Source organism: Kitasatospora sp. CM 4170, assembly GCF_032110285.1.
In the GTDB taxonomy this organism is placed as follows: domain Bacteria; phylum Actinomycetota; class Actinomycetes; order Streptomycetales; family Streptomycetaceae; genus Kitasatospora; species Kitasatospora aburaviensis.
On the sequence record NZ_CP134877.1, the window covers coordinates 4,507,238 to 4,522,791 of the forward strand.

The window sequence follows — 15,554 nt, forward strand, 5'->3', positions numbered from 1 at the left end:
CTGTACCGCAGGCCGCCCCGCACCGATATCCCCACGGTACTCCGCTCGCGCCGGGCCGATCCGGCCGGTCAGGAGGGCCGAGGCGGGGGTGCCGGTGTCTCAGCGCCACTCGATCGCGAACAGGGTGGCGTCGTCGCTCGTCCGCCCGCCCCGCCTCTCCTTCAGGACGTGGGAGAGCATGCGCACCATGGCCCGCACCCCGGTGTTCGAGCGCTCGACGCGGTTGACCCAGTCGATGAGCTGTTCCTCCCCGAACTGCTCCCCGCCGGGCTCACGCTCCTCGACCAGGCCGTCGGTGAAGCACAGGACCCGGTCGCCGTGCCGGAGCACCCGCTCGCTGATCACCGGCTGCTCGCCGCCGAACCCGACCGGCAGGGTGGTGGCGCTCTCCAGCCGCTCGACGACGACGTGGTCACGGATCAGCAGCGGCTGTGGGTGGCCGGCATTGACCCACTGCAGGTGGCCGCTCTCGGTGTCCAGCCGCATCATCTGCGCGGTGACGAAGTGATCGGGCCCGAACTGCTCGGCGACGGCCCGGTCCATGAACGCGTAGATCTCGGCCAGCCCGATGTCGGCGCGCCGGGCGTGCCGGTAGGCGCCGATGGCGACGGTCGCCATGGTCGCGGCGTCCAGCCCGTGACCCATCGCGTCGATCGTTGCCACGTGCAGGACGTCGTCGTTGAGCGCGTAGTCGAAGCTGTCGCCGGCAACCTGGTAGGCGGGTTCGAGGACGCCGGCCACGGCGACCCTGGCGACGGTCATCGAGAGCGGTGGGAGCAGCGACCACTGGATCTCGGCGGCCACGCTCATCGGTTCGAGGCGGCGGGCCTGGAAGATCCGGTCGGTGTAGCCGCTCTTGGTGATCAGCAGATCGGCGACCAGGGCGGCGAGCCGCCGCAGCAGCAGCCGGTCGTCTTCATCGACGGCATCCAGGGTGAGGGCCAGCACCCCCATCTCGTCGCCGCCGTCCAGCAACGGCAGGTACACCCGCACCCCGTCGGCCTGCGGTTCCTCGACGGGGACACCGCGCAGGAAGGCCGCACCCGCGAGGGAGCCGTCGATCGGCACCGGCTCCCCGTCGGCCAACCCCCGCCCCGGAAGCGGCGCCAGCACCACCTGGCCGTAGTCCTGCAGCAGGAGCGCCGGGTCACGACCGCCGAACCCGCGCACCGCGTCGGCGACCAGCGAGGCGATCAGCCGGGGCGGCAGCTCGCGGGACTGATCGAGCAGCGCGCCCAGCAGGCGTTCGCCGTGCTCCTCCCACCGGTCCGGTCCCGCTGCGCCGGACGGCTGCTCACCGCTCATCCTTGGCTCACCGCCGACCTACTCCTGTCGCGGGCACCCGGCCCGGCTTGATCGCCCCCGCCGATCGGTGCAGTTCGCCGCGGGCGGGTCCTTCCATTACGCCCGACGGCGGTGCATTGCGCCCCCGGTCGCGCTCCTTCGCCCGGTCCGCCTCGGCGGTTCCGGCCGCGTCGGCTGCCTCCCGGAAGGTGACGACCGCCTCGCCGTTCTCCTGCGCCCAGGCGGTGAGCATCCTGATGGGCTCCTCCAGGGTCCGCCCCAGATCGGTCAGGCCGTATTCCACGCGCGGCGGCGCCTCGGCGTACGCGTGCCGCTCGACGAGCCCGTTGGCCTGGAGCCGGCGCAGCGTCTGGGTCAGCACCTTGCGCGAGATGCCACCGCTCAGCTCGACCAGCTCGCCGTGGCGCAACGGGCCGTCGGTCAGCGCGAAGAGCGTGACCATGGACCACTTGCTGGCGATGATCTCCATGGCCAGGAGAGCGGGGCAGTCCGCGAGGAAGGCGATTCCGGGTCGCTGGCTCATGCCCCGAAGGTTACCTTGAGGTACCTATCGGCCTCCTATCGTCGTCGAGGTGCGCACGTCCCTTGCTCGCATCTCACACGATTGAGGTTCAGCCGTGTTCGTCTCACTTGCCGTCGTCACCGTGCTCATGTCGGCCGTTCTCCTGGTATCGGCCGGGGCCAAGTCCCTTCGGACGCGGCACATCACCGAGCAGATGTCCACCCTCGGGATTCCGCACAGCATGATGACCTTCCTGATCGGCGCTCAGATCGCGGGCGCGGCCGGTGCGATCGCCGGACTCCGGTGGGGACCCGTCGGAATCGCCGCCGCGATCGGCCTGACGCTCTACTTCGCCGGGGCGGTCGCCTCCCACCTGCGGGTCGGCGACCGCAAGGGCGCATCTCCGGCGGCGGTCCTCACCATGGCCTCCGTCGCCCTGATCGTGCTGCGCGCCGCCACCCTCTGAGCCGCTGGGAGCGCCGGTCCGATGAGGCAGTCCGGCGCCTCCCTGTGTGCTGTCGCTGCCCGCAGACCCGGGGGTTCTCCCCACCTTTCATGGGCCTGTTGCCCGGATGGATCAGTGGATCTTGACCGGACAGGCTGAACCCGTCCGAATCTCCGAGTGATGGGAGCCCCATTGTGTTCAGCCTGAAGTCCGTACGCCGCGGGGCGGCGCGCGTCGCCGTCGTCGCCCTGGCCGGCGCGGCGTGCGCCGCCATGACGGCCGGCAGCGCCTCAGCGATCGTCAACGGGAGTGACTCCACCGAGCGTTACCCGTTCATGGCGTCGATCCCGATGTCGGCCGTGGAACCGGGCCTGCTCGACGACGGGGTCTGCGGTGCGGCGCTGATCGCTCCGCAGTGGGTGCTGACGGCCGGCCACTGCGTCGACCCGAACCTGGTGAAGCTGGGCGGCACCGTCCGGATCGGCAGCGACCAGCGCAAGTCCGGGGGCACGGTCCGCACCATCGACAAGGTGGTCACCAACCCGGGCTACGCGCAGGGCGGTGGCAACGGCCCCAACCAGAACGACGTCGCGTTGATCCGCCTGAACCGCCCGGTGTCGGAACAGCCCATACGGATCGCCGACCGGCCGGGCGTTCCCGGCACTCCCACCCGGCTCCTGGGCTTCGGCACCATCGTCGACTCTCCGGACCCCGGCAAGCTGGTCTTCCCGGACCGGCTCCAGCAGCTCGACACCCGCAGGGCGGCCGTGTCCGAGTGCGCACCCGGCTACGCGGGGAAGACCCGGCTGTGTACGGCCAGCCTGGTGCCGAACGCCATGGCCTGCTTCGGTGACTCCGGCGGGCCCCAGATCCAGAAGGGGCGGGGCGGACGGTGGGAGCTGATCGGCACCACGTCGGGCCCCGGCGTCCCGGGCCTGTCCTCCTGTGCCGCCGGCCCCGGCCTCTACAGCAACGTGCCCGCCTATGCGGACTGGATCAAGCAGACGATCCGCAGGGACAGCTGATCGGCTCCGCCTCCTCGGCGGCGTCCCGGGGCTGAGGAGGCGGGTACCGGTCGTACCCGTGGTGGCCGGCGCGCCGGCCACCACGGGCCGCAGGACCGGGCGCCGCAACGAGGCGCGGCCGCAGGAACATCGGATCGTCGGATGGTCGGTCAACGGGGGCTGGCGGCTGCGGCGGCGAGGAGGGTTTCGGCGGCCTCGGTGCGGACGTAGAGGACGTAGCGGCCGGTGCGGTGGGCGTCGACCAGGCCGGCGGCGCGCAGGGCGGTCAGGTGCTGGGAGACGCCGCCGGCCGTGAGGCCGGTGCGACGGGCCAGGTCGGACGTCGATGCCGGGGTGTCGAGCTCGGCCAGCAGGACGGCCCGGGAGCGGCCGATGACGGCGGCCAGGGCGTCCGGGGGGATCGTCCGCCGCTCCCACAGGGTGGCCACGCCGCGGGGTGGGAAGCGCAGCACGGGCTGCCAGCCGGGACCGGTGACGGAGAAGACCCGGGGCCAGACGAACACCGACGGGACGAGGAGGAGGCCCTGGTCGCCGAGGGTCCGGCTGCCGCCGGTGTGGCGGTGCCGGACGGACAGCGTGTCGGCGTCCCAGGTCACCTGGGGGTCCAGGTCGTTGAGCAGTTGCTGGGCCCCGCCCTCGGCGAGGAGTCTGGCCCGCTGGAGGACGTCGCCCTCCAGCAGGGAGCGCATCCGCGGCCAGTACGGGGCGACGGCGATCTCCCAGTAGGCCTCCACCGCGTCGGCGAGCTCCGCCAGGCCGCGCTGCGGATCGTCCCGGAGCGCCTCGATCCGCGCGGACCGCGGAGCCCGGCGGCCGGCGAGGGCGGACCGGACCTGCTCCGGAGCGGTGGACCGCAGAACGGCCAGCTCGACACCGAGGTCGGGGACCGGGGCGGTGGGCGGCGGGGCGACGAAGACCGGGATGAGCCGCGGCGGTTGCGGGACCAGATCGGCGAGCAGGCCCCAGTCCAGCCCCGACGCCGCGAGCCGCGGGCGGACCTCGTCGCTCCACGGCCGGAAGAAGGGGTGCTCGGCCGGGTGCTTGACGATCCGGACACTGGCCACCACCTCCCACAACGGCGACAGCGCGAACCTGGTGCGGGCCAGGTCGCGGGTGGAGAACGCCAGGTTCAGCACGATGCCCCCGTTCGGCAGTTCGGCAATTCGGCAGTTCGGCACGACTGATGCAGCACGGCCGATTCAGTACAGCCTAAATTCGTCGCCGGCCGGTGCGGGCGGCTCCAGGCTCGGCCCATGACCACGACCGAACCGATCCGACGGCCCGACACCACCGCCCCCGCACCGGTACCCGCATCCGCACCCGCCCCCACCTCCACACCCGCACCGCGCCGTTCACTCTTCCGGGACCGGGGCTTCCGTCTGCTGATCACCGCGACGGCCGTGAGCCGGCTCGGCAGTTCGGTCGGCTCCCTGGCCGTCCCGCTGACGGCCGTGCTGGCCCTGCACGCCTCGGCCGGGCAGGTGGGCCTGCTGACGATGCTGAGCACCCTCTCCTTCGTGCTGGTCGGCCTGCCTGCCGGCGCCTGGATCGACCGGATGCGCAAGCGCCCGGTGATGATCGCCGCCGATCTGGCCCGGGCCGCGCTCTTCGGGTCGGTACCGGCCGCCTGGCTGCTGGGTGTGCTGACCATCCAGCAGCTCTACCTGGTGGTCCTGCTGGCGGGCACGGCCACCGTGTTCTTCGACGTGGCGGCGCTGAGCCACCTCCCGAGCCTGGTCGAGCGGGACCGGCTCACCGACGCCAACGCCCACCTGGTGACGGTGGACGCCGTCACCCAGGTCGGCGGCCGGGGCGTCGGCGGCTTCCTGACGGCGCTGCTGTCCGCCCCGGTGGCCGTCGCCGTCGACGCGGCCAGCTACCTGTGGTCGGCGGCCTGCCTGCTGCGGATCCGCCGCCCCGAGCCGCAACCGCGGCGCGGGGCCGACCGCGGCCTGGCGGGCGAGATCGGCCAGGGCCTGCGCTTCGTGTTCGGCCACCCGCTGCTGCGCCCGATCGCGCTCGCCGGGGCCTGCACCAACCTGTCCATCCAGCTCTGCCAGACCATGCTCCCGGTGCTGTTCGTCCGGGAGTTGGACCTTCCCGGCAGCGCGATCGGGCTGTTCTTCGCGGCCGGCGGGGTCGGCGTGTTCCTCGGTTCGCTGTCGGCCCGATGGCTGGCCCGCCGTCTCGGCGCGGGCCGGGTGCTCTGGCTCATGGGTCTCGCGGTCGCGCCGCTGGGCGTCCTCATCGGCCTGGTCGACCGCGGTCCGGCGCTCTGGCTGGCCGGTGCGGCCTGGCTGGTCACGACCTTCAAGGTCGGCATCGACAACGTGATCAAGATCAGCTTCCGCCAGAGCGCCACCCCCGACGCGCTGCTCGGCCGGATGAACGCCACCATGCGCGTGGTGCTGACCGGCTCGCTCGCGGTCGGCGCCGGACTGGCGGGCGTCCTCGGCGAGTTCGTCTCTCCCCGCGCAGCGCTCTGGGCGGGTGCGGCGGGGCTCGCCACGGTCTGGCTCCCGATCCTCTGCTCGCCGCTCCGGACCACCCGCCACCTGCCCGGCTCCGGGCCGGCGGCGGCGGCCGTGACGCCGCCGAAGCCCGCTCCGACGGCGCGGTCCTGACGAGGACTCGGCCGGTCCGGCGTCGGACGGCGGCCCGCTCCGGCGTCGGACGGCGACGCGACCCCGACCCCGGACGGCGACGCGGGTCGGCCCCGGACGGGCTCCTACCGAGCCGCGCCGGGCGACGGGTCCTGCGGGGCGTGCGGCAGGAGCCGGCGGGCGAGGACGTCGAGGGCGTCGGTCACCTCGCGGAGCTGCCGGGGGTCCTCGGTGCCGAGCGCGGCGACGAGGGCCTGCTCGATACCGGCGGCGCGGACCCGGGCGACGCGGTCGGACACGCCGGCGGCCTGCCGGACCAGGACGCGCCGGCGGTCGGCGGGATCGGGGGCCGTCACCACCGAACCGGCCTCCTTCAGACGCGCCACGGCGGTGGAGACCTGGCTCTGCGGGAGGCCGGTCCGGGAGGCGATCTCGCCGACGGCGCTGTCCGGGTGGGCGGCGATGTCGCTGGCCACGATCAGGACCAGCCGGGCGCTGCCGGCGTAGCGGCCGGCGCCGCCGGGCGGCTCCGGCAGCGCGTCCTCGCCGAGCTTCATCAGGGCCCGGCCCAGCAGGAACAGCTCCACTCCGTTCATGGCCGGGAGCATACATCGGATTCGATTCATCGAGATGAATGGATCCGGCCGGTCCGCGCCCGGAGAAACATCCATCTCGATACATCTAGACAGATGCATCCCTTTCGATGAATCATGGTGGAGCACCGGGCGGCGGACGGACCGCCGGCCCCGGCGAAGGGGGACCACCATGCCCAGCACCACGCACCCGACCACCGGCACCCTGGCCGTCGCCGGCGCCGTTCTGCACTACCAGGTCAGCGGCAGCGGGCCGATGCTGCTCATCTCCCAGAGCGGCGAGGGGGACGCCGACCGCAGTGTCGACCTGGTCGCCGGGCTCACGGACGCCTTCACCGTGGTGACGTACGACCGCCGGGGCCTGTCCCGCAGCCGACTGACCGAGCCCGACCGCGGGGCGACCCTCGTCGAGCACGCCGACGACGTCCACCACCTGCTCGCCGCACTCACCGACGAGCCGGTGCTCATGCTCGGCTGCAGCCTCGGCGCCGTCATCGGCCTCCACGCGGCCCAGCGGCACCCGGGGCAGATCGGCACCCTGATCGCCCACGAGCCCGTCGCACCCCGCCTGCTGCCCGCCGACCAGCGCGCGGGCCACGAGCGGGAGCTGGCCCACCTCCAGGACCTCTACCGGCGCGAGGGGCTGCGCGCGACGTTCCCGGAGATCGCCCGGGTCCTGGGCATCGACCCGGCCAGCCCGGACCGGGAGGCCGACCTCACCCCGCAGCCCCTCGACGAGCGGCGCCTCGCCAACTTCGACCACTTCATCCGGCACGACTTCAGCGCGATCATCCAGGACACCCTCGACCCCGCGCTCCTTCGCGAGACCGGCACGCGCATCCTCCCGGCCGTCGGGCTCACCACGCCCCGCGAGGTCTTCGACGTCCAGTGCGCCCGGGCCCTCGCCGAACTCCTCGGCACCGAGGCCCTGGAGCTGCCCGGCGGCCACAACGGGAACACCACCCACCCCCGGGCCTACGCCACCCGCATCCGGGAGATCCTGGGCACGCCCGCCTGACCCGCGCCGCCGTGGCCCACGGGCCGGGCGACGCCCGGAGCGCCGGCGGCAAGATCGCCCTCCCCGTCGTTCCGTGACGACGAACCCGCGGTGGCCGGCCCCAGGCCTCAGCTCACGGACCGGACGGCGACCGCCAGGCGGTGGGCGGCCTCGACGAGGTCGGCCGGGGTGGGCGCGGCGGCGAACGCCAGGCGCAGGTGCGGGGCGGGGGGCTCCGCGGGGAAGTAGGAGTGGCCGACGTTGACGGAGACCCCGTGGGCGCGGGCGGCGTCGGCGACCGCGGTGTCGGTGAGGCCGGCCGGCAGGCGGAGCCAGAGGTGCAACCCACCCGCCGGGGGATGGGTGAGCGTCCAGCCGGGGAGCTCGCGGACGAGGGCGTCGGCGAGGACGGCGCAGCGGTCCCGCAGCGCGGTGGACAGCGACCGCAGGTGGCGGTCCCAGGCGGGGGTGCTGAGCAGTTCGACGGCTGCCTCCTGGAGCGGGCGGGCCACGAAGAAGTCGTCGACCTGGCGCATCGCCTGCAGGCGGCGCATCACCGGGCCGCGGGCGATCAGGGCGCCGATCCGCAGGCTGGGCGAGGCGGGCTTGGTCAGGGAGGTGACCTGGACGACGGTGCCGTCGCGGTCGTCGGCGACCAGCGGGCGGGGCACCGGGCGGCCGTGGCCGAGGTGGCGGGCGAAGTCGTCCTCGATCAGGAACGCCCCGGCGGCGCGGGCCACGTCGACGACCTGACGGCGGCGCTCGGGGGCGAGCACGGTGCCGGTGGGGTTGTGGAAGGTCGGCTGGCAGTAGAGCAGCCGGGCGCCGGTCATCGCGAACGCGTCGGCCAGCAGGTCCGGGCGGATGCCGTCGGCGTCCATCGGCACCGGCACCGGGCGCAGTCCGGCGGCCCGGGCGGCCGCCAGCGCGCCCCGGTAGGTCGGCGACTCGACCAGCACCGGACTGCCCGGGGCGGCCACCGCCCGGAACAGCAGGGACAGCGCGCCCTGGCCGCCGCCGGTGACGAGGACGTCCTCGGGGGCGACGCCGGCCCCGGCCTGGCGGGCGAAGACCGCGCGCAGGGGCGCGAGGCCGGCCGCAGGGGCGCGGTGCCAGGCGTCCGGGCGGCGGGCGGCGCGGGCCAGCGCCGCGCCGAGCGCCCGGGTGGGCTGCAGGTCCTCGTGCAGGTAGCCACCGGAGAGCGCGACGGTGCCGGCGGGCAGCGCCGTCGAGGGTCCGTCCAGGCCGATCAGGTCGTGGTCGCGGCCGGCCAGGGCGACGGCCTGCCAGGAGGTGTCCGGCGCCTCCTCGCTCCGGCCGGGCCGGCGGGCGGCCACGTAGGTGCCGGCGCCGGGCCGGGTGACCACCACGCCCTCGGCGGCCAGCAGGGCGATCGCCCGGGAGACGGTGACCGGGCCGACGCCGTGACGGGCGATCAGGTCCCGGCTGCTGGGCAGCCGGTCGCCGGGGGCGAGCCCGGCGATCCCGGACCGGAGGGTCGCCACCAGCGCCTCAGTACTGCTACCGTCATTCATGAAGACACAGGATAGCGCTTCTGCGCCGACATCGGAACCGCTCCTCGACCTCGTCGCCCTGCGGGCCGACACCCCGGGCTGCGAATCGGTCATCCACTTCAACAACGCCGGCTGCGGACTGATGGCCCGTCCGGTCCTCCGGGCGACGGTCGAACACCTCGAACTGGAGGCCGCCATCGGCGGCTACGAGGCCTCCGCCGCCCGCGCCGCCGAGGTCGCCGACTTCCACGCCGCGATCGCCGAGCTGATCAACGCCCGGCCCGGCACCATCGCCTTCGCCGGCAGCGCCACCCACGCCTACGCCAAGGCGCTCTCGGCGATCGACTTCCGCCCCGGCGACGTCGTCCTCACCACCCGCAACGACTTCATCTCCAACCAGATCGCCTTCCTCTCACTGCGCCGGCGCCACGGCGTCGAGGTCGTGCACGCCCCCGACCTCCCGGACGGGGGCGGTGTCGACGTCGCGGCGATGGCGGCGCTGATGCGCGCCCACCGCCCCCGGCTGGTCGCCGCCACCCACGTGCCCACCAACTCCGGCCTGGTCCAGCCGGTTGCCGAGATCGGCCGGCACTGCCGCGAGCTCGATCTGCTGTACCTGGTCGACGCCTGCCAGTCCGTCGGCCAACTCCCCGTCGACGTCGAGGAGATCGGCTGCGACCTGCTCACCGCGACCTGCCGCAAGTTCCTGCGCGGGCCGCGCGGCTCGGGCTTCCTGTACGTCTCCGAGCGAGTGCTGCGCTCGGGCGCCGAACCGCTCTTCATCGACATGCACGGGGCCCGCTGGACGGCGCCCGGTGAGTACCGCCCGGTCGACACCGCGGCCCGCTTCGAGGAGTGGGAGTTCCCGTACGCGACCGTGCTCGGCTGCGCGGCCGCCGTCCGCTACGCGCTGCGGGTCGGGATCGCACCCGTGTCCAGGCGCACCCCCGCGCTGGCCGCGCGACTGCGCGCCGGGCTGGCAGACCTGCCCGGGGTGCGCGTCCTCGACCGCGGGCCCGCGCCCGCCGCGCTGGTGACCTTCGCCGTCACCGGGTGGCAGCCGCAGCCGTTCAAGCGGGCCCTGGACGACCGCGGCGTCAACTCGGCGCTCAGCTTCCGGGAGTTCGCGCAGTTCGACTTCGGCGACAAGGACGTGGAGTGGTGCCTGCGGCTGTCGCCGCACTACTACAACACCGAGGACGAGGTCGACACGGTCGCCGCCGCGGTCGCCGAGCTCGCGGACGCCACCCGGTGACGCCGGCGACCGACTCCGGCGCGGTACCCGGGACCGCCGGGACCGAAATGCCCGAGGCCGAAATGCCCGGGGCCACGGAGGCCGCGGCGCCCCGTGCACCGGAGAGCCTCTGGCGCAACGGCGACTTCCTCAAGTTCTGGGCCGGCGAGACGGTCTCCCTGCTGGGCACCCAGGTCACCAACCTCGCCCTGCCGCTGACCGCGATCCACGCCTTCGGCGCCACCGACGAACAGGTCGGCCTGCTGCGCTTCCTGCAGCTCGTCCCCTACCTCGGGCTGGCCCTGCTGATCGGGGTCTGGACCGACCGGGTCCGACGCCGACCGGTCATGCTCGGCGCCAACCTCGTCCGGCTGGTCCTGATCGCGCTGGTCCCGCTGATGTACTGGTGGGACGCGCTCGACCTCACCGTGCTGCTGGCGATCGCCTGCGCGGTGGGCATCGCCTCGGTGGTGTTCGACGTGAGCTGGATGTCGTACGTGCCGGCGCTGGTGCGCACTCCGGAGCACTACGTCGAGGCGAGCGCCCGGATGGGCACCAGCTCCTCGGCCGCCGACGTCGCCGGGCCCGGGCTGGCCGGCCTCCTGGTGTCAGCGGTCACCGCACCGGTGGCCCTGGTCGTGGACGCCTGCTCGTACGCGGCCTCCGTCGTCTCGCTGCTGCTCATCCGCACGCCCGAGCCGCGCCCCGAACCGGCCGCCGAGCGGCACCTGCTGCGCGAACTCCGGGACGGGCTGGGCTGGGTGCTGGGCGACGGGGTGCTGCGGGCGCTCGCGCTGATCGGCTTCTGCTGCAACTTCTCCATGGTCACCGTGTGGACCATGTTCCTGCTCCACGGAACCAACGACCTCCACCTCGGCTCGACGGCGCTCGGGGCGGTCTTCGCGACCGCCTCGGTGGGCGGGCTGGTCGGGGCGCTGGTCTCCCGCCGGGTGATCGCCCGGTTCCCGCTCGGCCCTGTCTACCTGGTCGCGCAGTCGGCGCTGCTGCTCGGGCCGACGCTCGTCGCCGCGGCCGCCGGGCCCCGGCCGGTGATGATCGCGATGTTCGTGGCCTCGTTCTTCACCACCTACCTGGGCCTGGGAGTGGCGGGCGTCGTCATCGTCAGCCTGCGCCAGGCGCTGACACCACAGTCGATGATGGGCCGGATGACGGCCGCCTTCCGGACGCTGCTGTTCGGCGGCGGCTCCCTGGGCGGGCTGTCGGCGGGCCTGCTCACCGGGTGGCTCGGCGGGCGGGGCGCGCTGACCGTGGCCGCGATCGGCTCCGCCGCGGTGGTGGCCGGGCTGGTCGTCTCCCCCGTCGTCCGGCTGCGGACGCTGCCGACGGCGCCGCGCGAGACGGCCGGTCGGTAGCCGGACCCGGTGCGGACCCCGACCACACGGGGGGCCGGGGCCCGCACCGACGCCCGACGCCCGACGCCCGACGCCCAACGCCCAAGTCTCGGGCGCCTCGGGCACCTCAGGCACCTCAGGCCCTCAGGCCCTCAGGCGGCGACCCTGAGCTCGCGGCGGTAGCCGCCCGGCGCCTGGCCGAACTCGCGCTTGAACGCCTTCGCGAACGCGTACTCGGAGCCGTACCCGGCCTGGGCGGCCACCGCGGTCAGCGGGGCCTCCGACTCGCGGAGCAGCCGGGCCGCGGTGGTGAGGCGCCACCGGGTCAGGTAGGCCATCGGAGGCTCGCCCACCATCGTGGTGAACCGCCGGGCGAAGGCCGCCCGGGACAGGCCCACCCGCCGGGCCAGCGACTCCACCGTCCACGGGGTCGCCGGGTCCTCGTGGATGGCGGCCAGCGCCGGCGCGACCGCGGAGTCGCCCAGCGCGGCGGCCCACCCGGCCGCGGCCGCCGCGGGCTGGTCGTCGAGCCAGGCCCGCAGGATGTAGAGCAGCAGCGAGTCGATCAGGGCCGGGACGATGCCGGTCGACCCGAGCCGCGGGTTCTCCAGCTCGGCCCCGAGGAGCTGGACGGCGGCGCTCAGTTCGGGGTGCCGGCCGTGCCCGGTGGTCAGGTGGACGACCTCGGGCAGCTGGCGGACCAGCGGGTGCGGACGGCCCTTGTCCAGGTGGTAGTTGCCGCACAGCAGGCTGGTGCGGGCGCCGTCACCGCCGAGCGTCACGGTGCCGATCGGCCCGGTCGGGCGGTACTGGTCGGGGCGCTCGGGCTCGGCCGGGGTGGACGGGTGGTCGGCCAGGATGTGGCCGCTGCCGTCCCGCAGGAAGACCACGTCCCCGGGGTTGAGCGCGATCGGCTCGGTGCTGGACGCGCAGCCCAGCGGGATCAGCCAGCAGGTGCCGTGCAGCACCACGTGGAAGCCGGCTCCGGCGACCGGTGGGAGGCGCAGGCCCCACGGGGCCCGGCCCTCGGTGCGTACCGACGTCGGCAGCCCGGTCCGCATCGAGCTCAGCGCCTCGGTCAGGATGTCCAACGACCTTCCCCCGTCTTCCGTTTGCCCACGGTCCGCCGCGGTCCGCCCCCACCATAGGGGCTGTCATGGCCGGCTCCCTGCCCGGTACGGGCGGCCGACGGCCCCCGTACCGGGCCCCGCCCGCCGTCCGCGCCCGGCCTCCGCCCCTCCCCCGAGCGGGCGGAAGCCCGGCCCTGCGTCCCCGGGTCCTTCCCGCACCCCCGCACCCGCGGGAGTGCCGCTCAGGCAACGGTCAGCACGACCTTGCCCTGCACCCGGCCCGAGCCGACCAGTTCGTGCGCCTTGCCGGCCTCCGCGAGCGGGAAGGTCGCGGCGACGTGCGGGCGGATCCGGCCCTCGTCGACCAGCGCGGCGATCGCCTCCAGCGAGGCGTAGTCGGGCTCGACGGAGACGCCCGCGAAGCGCCGTCCGGCCTCCTCGATCTTGGCGGCGAGCTCGGTGTTCCAGTGCTCCATGATGCTGACCAGGGTGCCGCCCGGCTTCAGCACCTCCAGGGCCCGGGTGCCCTCGGAGGAGGAGTCGAAGACGACGTCGACGTCGGCGACCGCCTCGGTGTAGTCGGTGGTGCGGTAGTCGATCACCTCGTCCGCGCCCAGGCCGCGCACGAACTCGTGCTTGGCCTCGCTCGCCAGCGCGATGACGTGGGCGCCGCGGGCCTTGGCGATCTGGACGGCGAAGTGGCCGACACCGCCGGCCGCGCGGTGGATCAGGACGCGCTGACCCTCGGTCAGCGCGGCCGCGTCGACCAGACCCTGCCAGGCGGTGAGCGCGGCCAGCGGGAGCGCGGCGGCCTGCACGTGGTCGAGCGTGGCGGGCTTGCGGGCCACCTGCCGCGAGGGGACGGCGACGTAGTCGGCGTAGCCGGTGGCAGCACGGGGGAAGAACGGCATCCCGAAGACCTCGTCGCCGGGCTTGAACCGGGCCCCGGGGCCGGCCTCCTCGACGACACCGGAGATGTCCCAGCCGACCCCGTACGGCGGCTCGCCGAGCAGCGGGTAGGCGCCCGAACGGACCGCCACGTCAACCGGGTTGACGCCGCTGGCGTGGACCCGGACGAGGACCTCGGCGCCGAGCGGGGCGGGGCGCTCGGCCTCGGCCACCTCCAGGACCTCGGGGCCGCCGAAGGACTTCTGAATGACTGCGCGCATGGGAGGACTGCCTCTCGCTCGGGCCGGCCCCTGTCGGCCCGGCTCCTGATGTCCTCAACTCTAGGAAGACCGAACGAGCCGCTGAATATCCTTCAGTCTTCGAGAGATGTCCGATCGTCTCGGGCAGCGAGCGCCCTGGTCGAGGGAGCCCCAGACGACCCGGGCGCCCGCCCCGGGTCCACCGCAGCGGGGCCCCGCCGGCGCACGGCGGGGCCCCACACCGGGGTGACGTCTCCTCAGGCCTGCTCGGCCACCCCGGCCGCACGGTCCGTACCACCGGTCCGGCCTGTCCGCGCGGCGACCGCACGCCGGAGGGCGTCGATCGCGGTGCACAACCCGATCAGCCCGACCACGACGCCGAGGTTGCGCAGCGCGGCGTTGGGAACCGGCGGGATCAGGTAGTCCGGCGCCGAGAGCATCACCGTCCAGGGCAGCGCCGCCAGGGCCGCCCCGGCGGCCCGAAGGCGGTCGGGCCGCGCCCCGCCGAGCCGGACCAGATAGGCGAGGCACATCACGGTGGCGGGCCAGGCGGTGGAGACGTCGAGCAGGACCTTCGCGGTCTCCCCGAACTCCGCCCCGACGGCCATCGACGGGTCCGGCCAAGGCCAGAGGGTCACCAGGGCGACCATCGGCAGGGCCACGGCCCCGGCGGCGAGCGCCATCCCGTAGCGGCCGCGCCGCGAGAGGTCCACGGCGTCCGGCGGGGCGGCCAGCAGCACTCCGCCGAGCACCAGCCAGAACGGCAGCAGGAACGCGTACTGCCAGAAGGACGCGTACCCGACCAGCAGCGCCGCCGCCGCGGAACCGATCCGGAGCAGGGTGCCCGCCAGCACCAGCAGCCGGGCCTGCGGCCAGTGGCCGGCGACGGCGAAGGGCAGCGCGAGGATCCACGGCAGCGTCTGTGCCGCGCCCACCGCGACCGCCACCCCGGGGTGGGTGAAGTCCTCGAAGAACGGCTGCCGCAGGACGAGGCCGAGCAGCAGGTGGACGGTGGCCAGCGCGGCCCCGCCGGCCAGCATCAGGGGCGCGGCGCCGGCGGCGACCCGGCCGAGCCGGTCGCGCGAGCTGAGCCCGGTGCGCAGCCGCAGGGCGTGCGCGGCGAGGACGGCCCACTCGCGCAGGACGGTTCCGCGGTCGGCGCCCTCGACGGACTCGGCGAAGACGGCGGCGATCTCCTCGCCGTGCGCGGCCCGGTACGCGGCGGGGTAGAGACCGAGCAGGGGCAGCCCGGTGGGCAGCGGGAGCCGCGGCGACGTCGCGCTCATATGGTCACCCCTCCCGGCCCCGGCACCGCACCGAACGTCCGCTCCACGCCCTCCTCCAGGCCGCGCTGCAGGCCCGGCCGGAGCTTCGGCCGGAGCCCGCCGAGGGCGAGCCGGCGCTCGGCCTCGGCGACACCGGCGCGCAGTCGCTCGGTCTCCGCGGACAGCACCTCGCCGCCCTCCTCGGTCAGCGCAAAGGTGCGGCGCAGCCGCCCGGCCACCACCTCCTCGTGGTCGATCCGGATCAGCCCCTGCTGGAGCAGGCGGTCCAGTGCCGTGTAGAGCGTGCCGGTGAGGAGCTTGGTCCGGCCGCCCGAGATGGCCAGCACCTCCTGGACGATCGCGTAGCCGTGCCGCGGGGTGTCGGCCAGCGCAGTGAGCACGAGCCTTGTCGGCTCCTGAAGTTGACGGTTAGCCATGCTTCGGAGCATAGATCAACGATTTGGATATGTCGATGATTTACCTATTACGGTCCGCAGGCGC

General features: G+C 74.4%; 14 protein-coding genes and 1 pseudogene. 6 read left to right on the plus strand and 9 right to left on the minus strand.

All coding sequences use genetic code 11. From position 1 onward, the window contains the following. Window positions 1–99: 99 nt before the first annotated feature. A complete protein-coding gene (locus RMN57_RS19065) occupies window positions 100–1,305 on the minus strand; it encodes a PP2C family protein-serine/threonine phosphatase (RefSeq protein ID WP_313764557.1) in 1,206 nt (401 codons plus the stop codon). Between the two features lie 172 nt (window positions 1,306–1,477). Continuing rightward, window positions 1,478–1,828, minus strand: a pseudogene (locus tag RMN57_RS19070) (winged helix-turn-helix transcriptional regulator); the annotation flags it as partial. Window positions 1,829–1,922: 94 nt separating this feature from the next. Here RMN57_RS19070 and RMN57_RS19075 point away from each other — a divergent pair. Together RMN57_RS19075 and RMN57_RS19080 are read left to right on the plus strand one after the other, a co-directional pair. Beyond that, complete coding sequence (locus tag RMN57_RS19075) at window positions 1,923–2,273, plus strand: DoxX family protein (RefSeq protein ID WP_313764558.1); 351 nt, start codon at window positions 1,923–1,925, stop codon at window positions 2,271–2,273. A 173-nt stretch (window positions 2,274–2,446) separates the two neighbouring features. Beyond that, on the plus strand, window positions 2,447–3,277 hold the full coding sequence (locus RMN57_RS19080; protein WP_313764559.1) for a serine protease: 831 nt from the start codon (window positions 2,447–2,449) through the stop codon (window positions 3,275–3,277). Between the two features lie 149 nt (window positions 3,278–3,426). Here RMN57_RS19080 and RMN57_RS19085 read toward each other — a convergent pair whose 3' ends face one another. Continuing rightward, entirely contained in the window at window positions 3,427–4,413 is a 987-nt protein-coding gene (locus RMN57_RS19085) for a DUF5937 family protein (RefSeq protein WP_313764560.1), read from the minus strand. A 117-nt stretch (window positions 4,414–4,530) separates the two neighbouring features. Here RMN57_RS19085 and RMN57_RS19090 point away from each other — a divergent pair, with 117 nt between their 5' ends. Then, the gene (locus RMN57_RS19090) at window positions 4,531–5,901 is read left to right on the plus strand and encodes an MFS transporter (RefSeq protein ID WP_313764561.1); all 1,371 of its coding nucleotides are present in this window, start codon (window positions 4,531–4,533) and stop codon (window positions 5,899–5,901) included. A gap of 104 nt (window positions 5,902–6,005) precedes the next feature. Here RMN57_RS19090 and RMN57_RS19095 read toward each other — a convergent pair whose 3' ends face one another. Further along, the gene (locus tag RMN57_RS19095; protein ID WP_313764562.1) at window positions 6,006–6,476 is read right to left on the minus strand and encodes a helix-turn-helix domain-containing protein; all 471 of its coding nucleotides are present in this window, start codon (window positions 6,474–6,476) and stop codon (window positions 6,006–6,008) included. Window positions 6,477–6,645: 169 nt separating this feature from the next. On the opposite strand from RMN57_RS19095, the gene RMN57_RS19100 reads away from it, so the two are divergent. Further along, window positions 6,646–7,491, plus strand: coding sequence for an alpha/beta hydrolase (locus RMN57_RS19100; RefSeq protein ID WP_313764563.1), 846 nt, complete (start codon window positions 6,646–6,648; stop codon window positions 7,489–7,491). 107 nt (window positions 7,492–7,598) lie between these two features. On the opposite strand, the gene RMN57_RS19105 is transcribed toward RMN57_RS19100, so the two are convergent. Next, window positions 7,599–9,005, minus strand: a complete 1,407-nt coding sequence (locus RMN57_RS19105; RefSeq protein ID WP_313764564.1) for a PLP-dependent aminotransferase family protein — start codon at window positions 9,003–9,005, stop codon at window positions 7,599–7,601. On the opposite strand from RMN57_RS19105, the gene RMN57_RS19110 reads away from it, so the two are divergent. Beyond that, window positions 9,004–10,239: an aminotransferase class V-fold PLP-dependent enzyme gene (locus RMN57_RS19110; protein ID WP_313764565.1), complete on the plus strand. Its 1,236-nt coding sequence runs from the start codon at window positions 9,004–9,006 to the stop codon at window positions 10,237–10,239. The genes RMN57_RS19105 and RMN57_RS19110 overlap by 2 nt on opposite strands. Before the next feature lie 47 nt (window positions 10,240–10,286). Then, a complete protein-coding gene (locus RMN57_RS19115) occupies window positions 10,287–11,591 on the plus strand; it encodes an MFS transporter (protein ID WP_313764566.1) in 1,305 nt (434 codons plus the stop codon). Between the two features lie 131 nt (window positions 11,592–11,722). Here RMN57_RS19115 and RMN57_RS19120 read toward each other — a convergent pair whose 3' ends face one another. From RMN57_RS19120 to RMN57_RS19135, 4 genes are all read right to left on the minus strand, one after another. Beyond that, the gene (locus tag RMN57_RS19120; protein WP_313764567.1) at window positions 11,723–12,661 is read right to left on the minus strand and encodes an AraC family transcriptional regulator; all 939 of its coding nucleotides are present in this window, start codon (window positions 12,659–12,661) and stop codon (window positions 11,723–11,725) included. A 221-nt stretch (window positions 12,662–12,882) separates the two neighbouring features. Then, window positions 12,883–13,809: an NADP-dependent oxidoreductase gene (locus RMN57_RS19125; protein ID WP_313764568.1), complete on the minus strand. Its 927-nt coding sequence runs from the start codon at window positions 13,807–13,809 to the stop codon at window positions 12,883–12,885. Window positions 13,810–14,045: 236 nt separating this feature from the next. Then, complete coding sequence (locus tag RMN57_RS19130; RefSeq protein WP_313764569.1) at window positions 14,046–15,074, minus strand: hypothetical protein; 1,029 nt, start codon at window positions 15,072–15,074, stop codon at window positions 14,046–14,048. Then, the gene (locus tag RMN57_RS19135) at window positions 15,071–15,490 is read right to left on the minus strand and encodes a PadR family transcriptional regulator (RefSeq protein ID WP_313764570.1); all 420 of its coding nucleotides are present in this window, start codon (window positions 15,488–15,490) and stop codon (window positions 15,071–15,073) included. The genes RMN57_RS19130 and RMN57_RS19135 overlap by 4 nt, the downstream gene beginning before the upstream one ends. Window positions 15,491–15,554: the final 64 nt, after the last annotated feature.

Coding starts and splice junctions, on each gene's coding strand:
- RMN57_RS19065 (WP_313764557.1), bottom strand. CDS start 1,305: ATGAGCGGTGAGCAGCCGTCCGGCGCAGCGGGACCGGACCGGTGGGAG.
- RMN57_RS19090 (WP_313764561.1), top strand. CDS start 4,531: ATGACCACGACCGAACCGATCCGACGGCCCGACACCACCGCCCCCGCA.
- RMN57_RS19095 (WP_313764562.1), bottom strand. CDS start 6,476: ATGAACGGAGTGGAGCTGTTCCTGCTGGGCCGGGCCCTGATGAAGCTC.
- RMN57_RS19100 (WP_313764563.1), top strand. CDS start 6,646: ATGCCCAGCACCACGCACCCGACCACCGGCACCCTGGCCGTCGCCGGC.
- RMN57_RS19110 (WP_313764565.1), top strand. CDS start 9,004: ATGAAGACACAGGATAGCGCTTCTGCGCCGACATCGGAACCGCTCCTC.
- RMN57_RS19105 (WP_313764564.1), bottom strand. CDS start 9,005: ATGAATGACGGTAGCAGTACTGAGGCGCTGGTGGCGACCCTCCGGTCC.
- RMN57_RS19115 (WP_313764566.1), top strand. CDS start 10,287: ATGCCCGAGGCCGAAATGCCCGGGGCCACGGAGGCCGCGGCGCCCCGT.
- RMN57_RS19125 (WP_313764568.1), bottom strand. CDS start 13,809: ATGCGCGCAGTCATTCAGAAGTCCTTCGGCGGCCCCGAGGTCCTGGAG.
- RMN57_RS19130 (WP_313764569.1), bottom strand. CDS start 15,074: ATGAGCGCGACGTCGCCGCGGCTCCCGCTGCCCACCGGGCTGCCCCTG.
- RMN57_RS19135 (WP_313764570.1), bottom strand. CDS start 15,490: ATGGCTAACCGTCAACTTCAGGAGCCGACAAGGCTCGTGCTCACTGCG.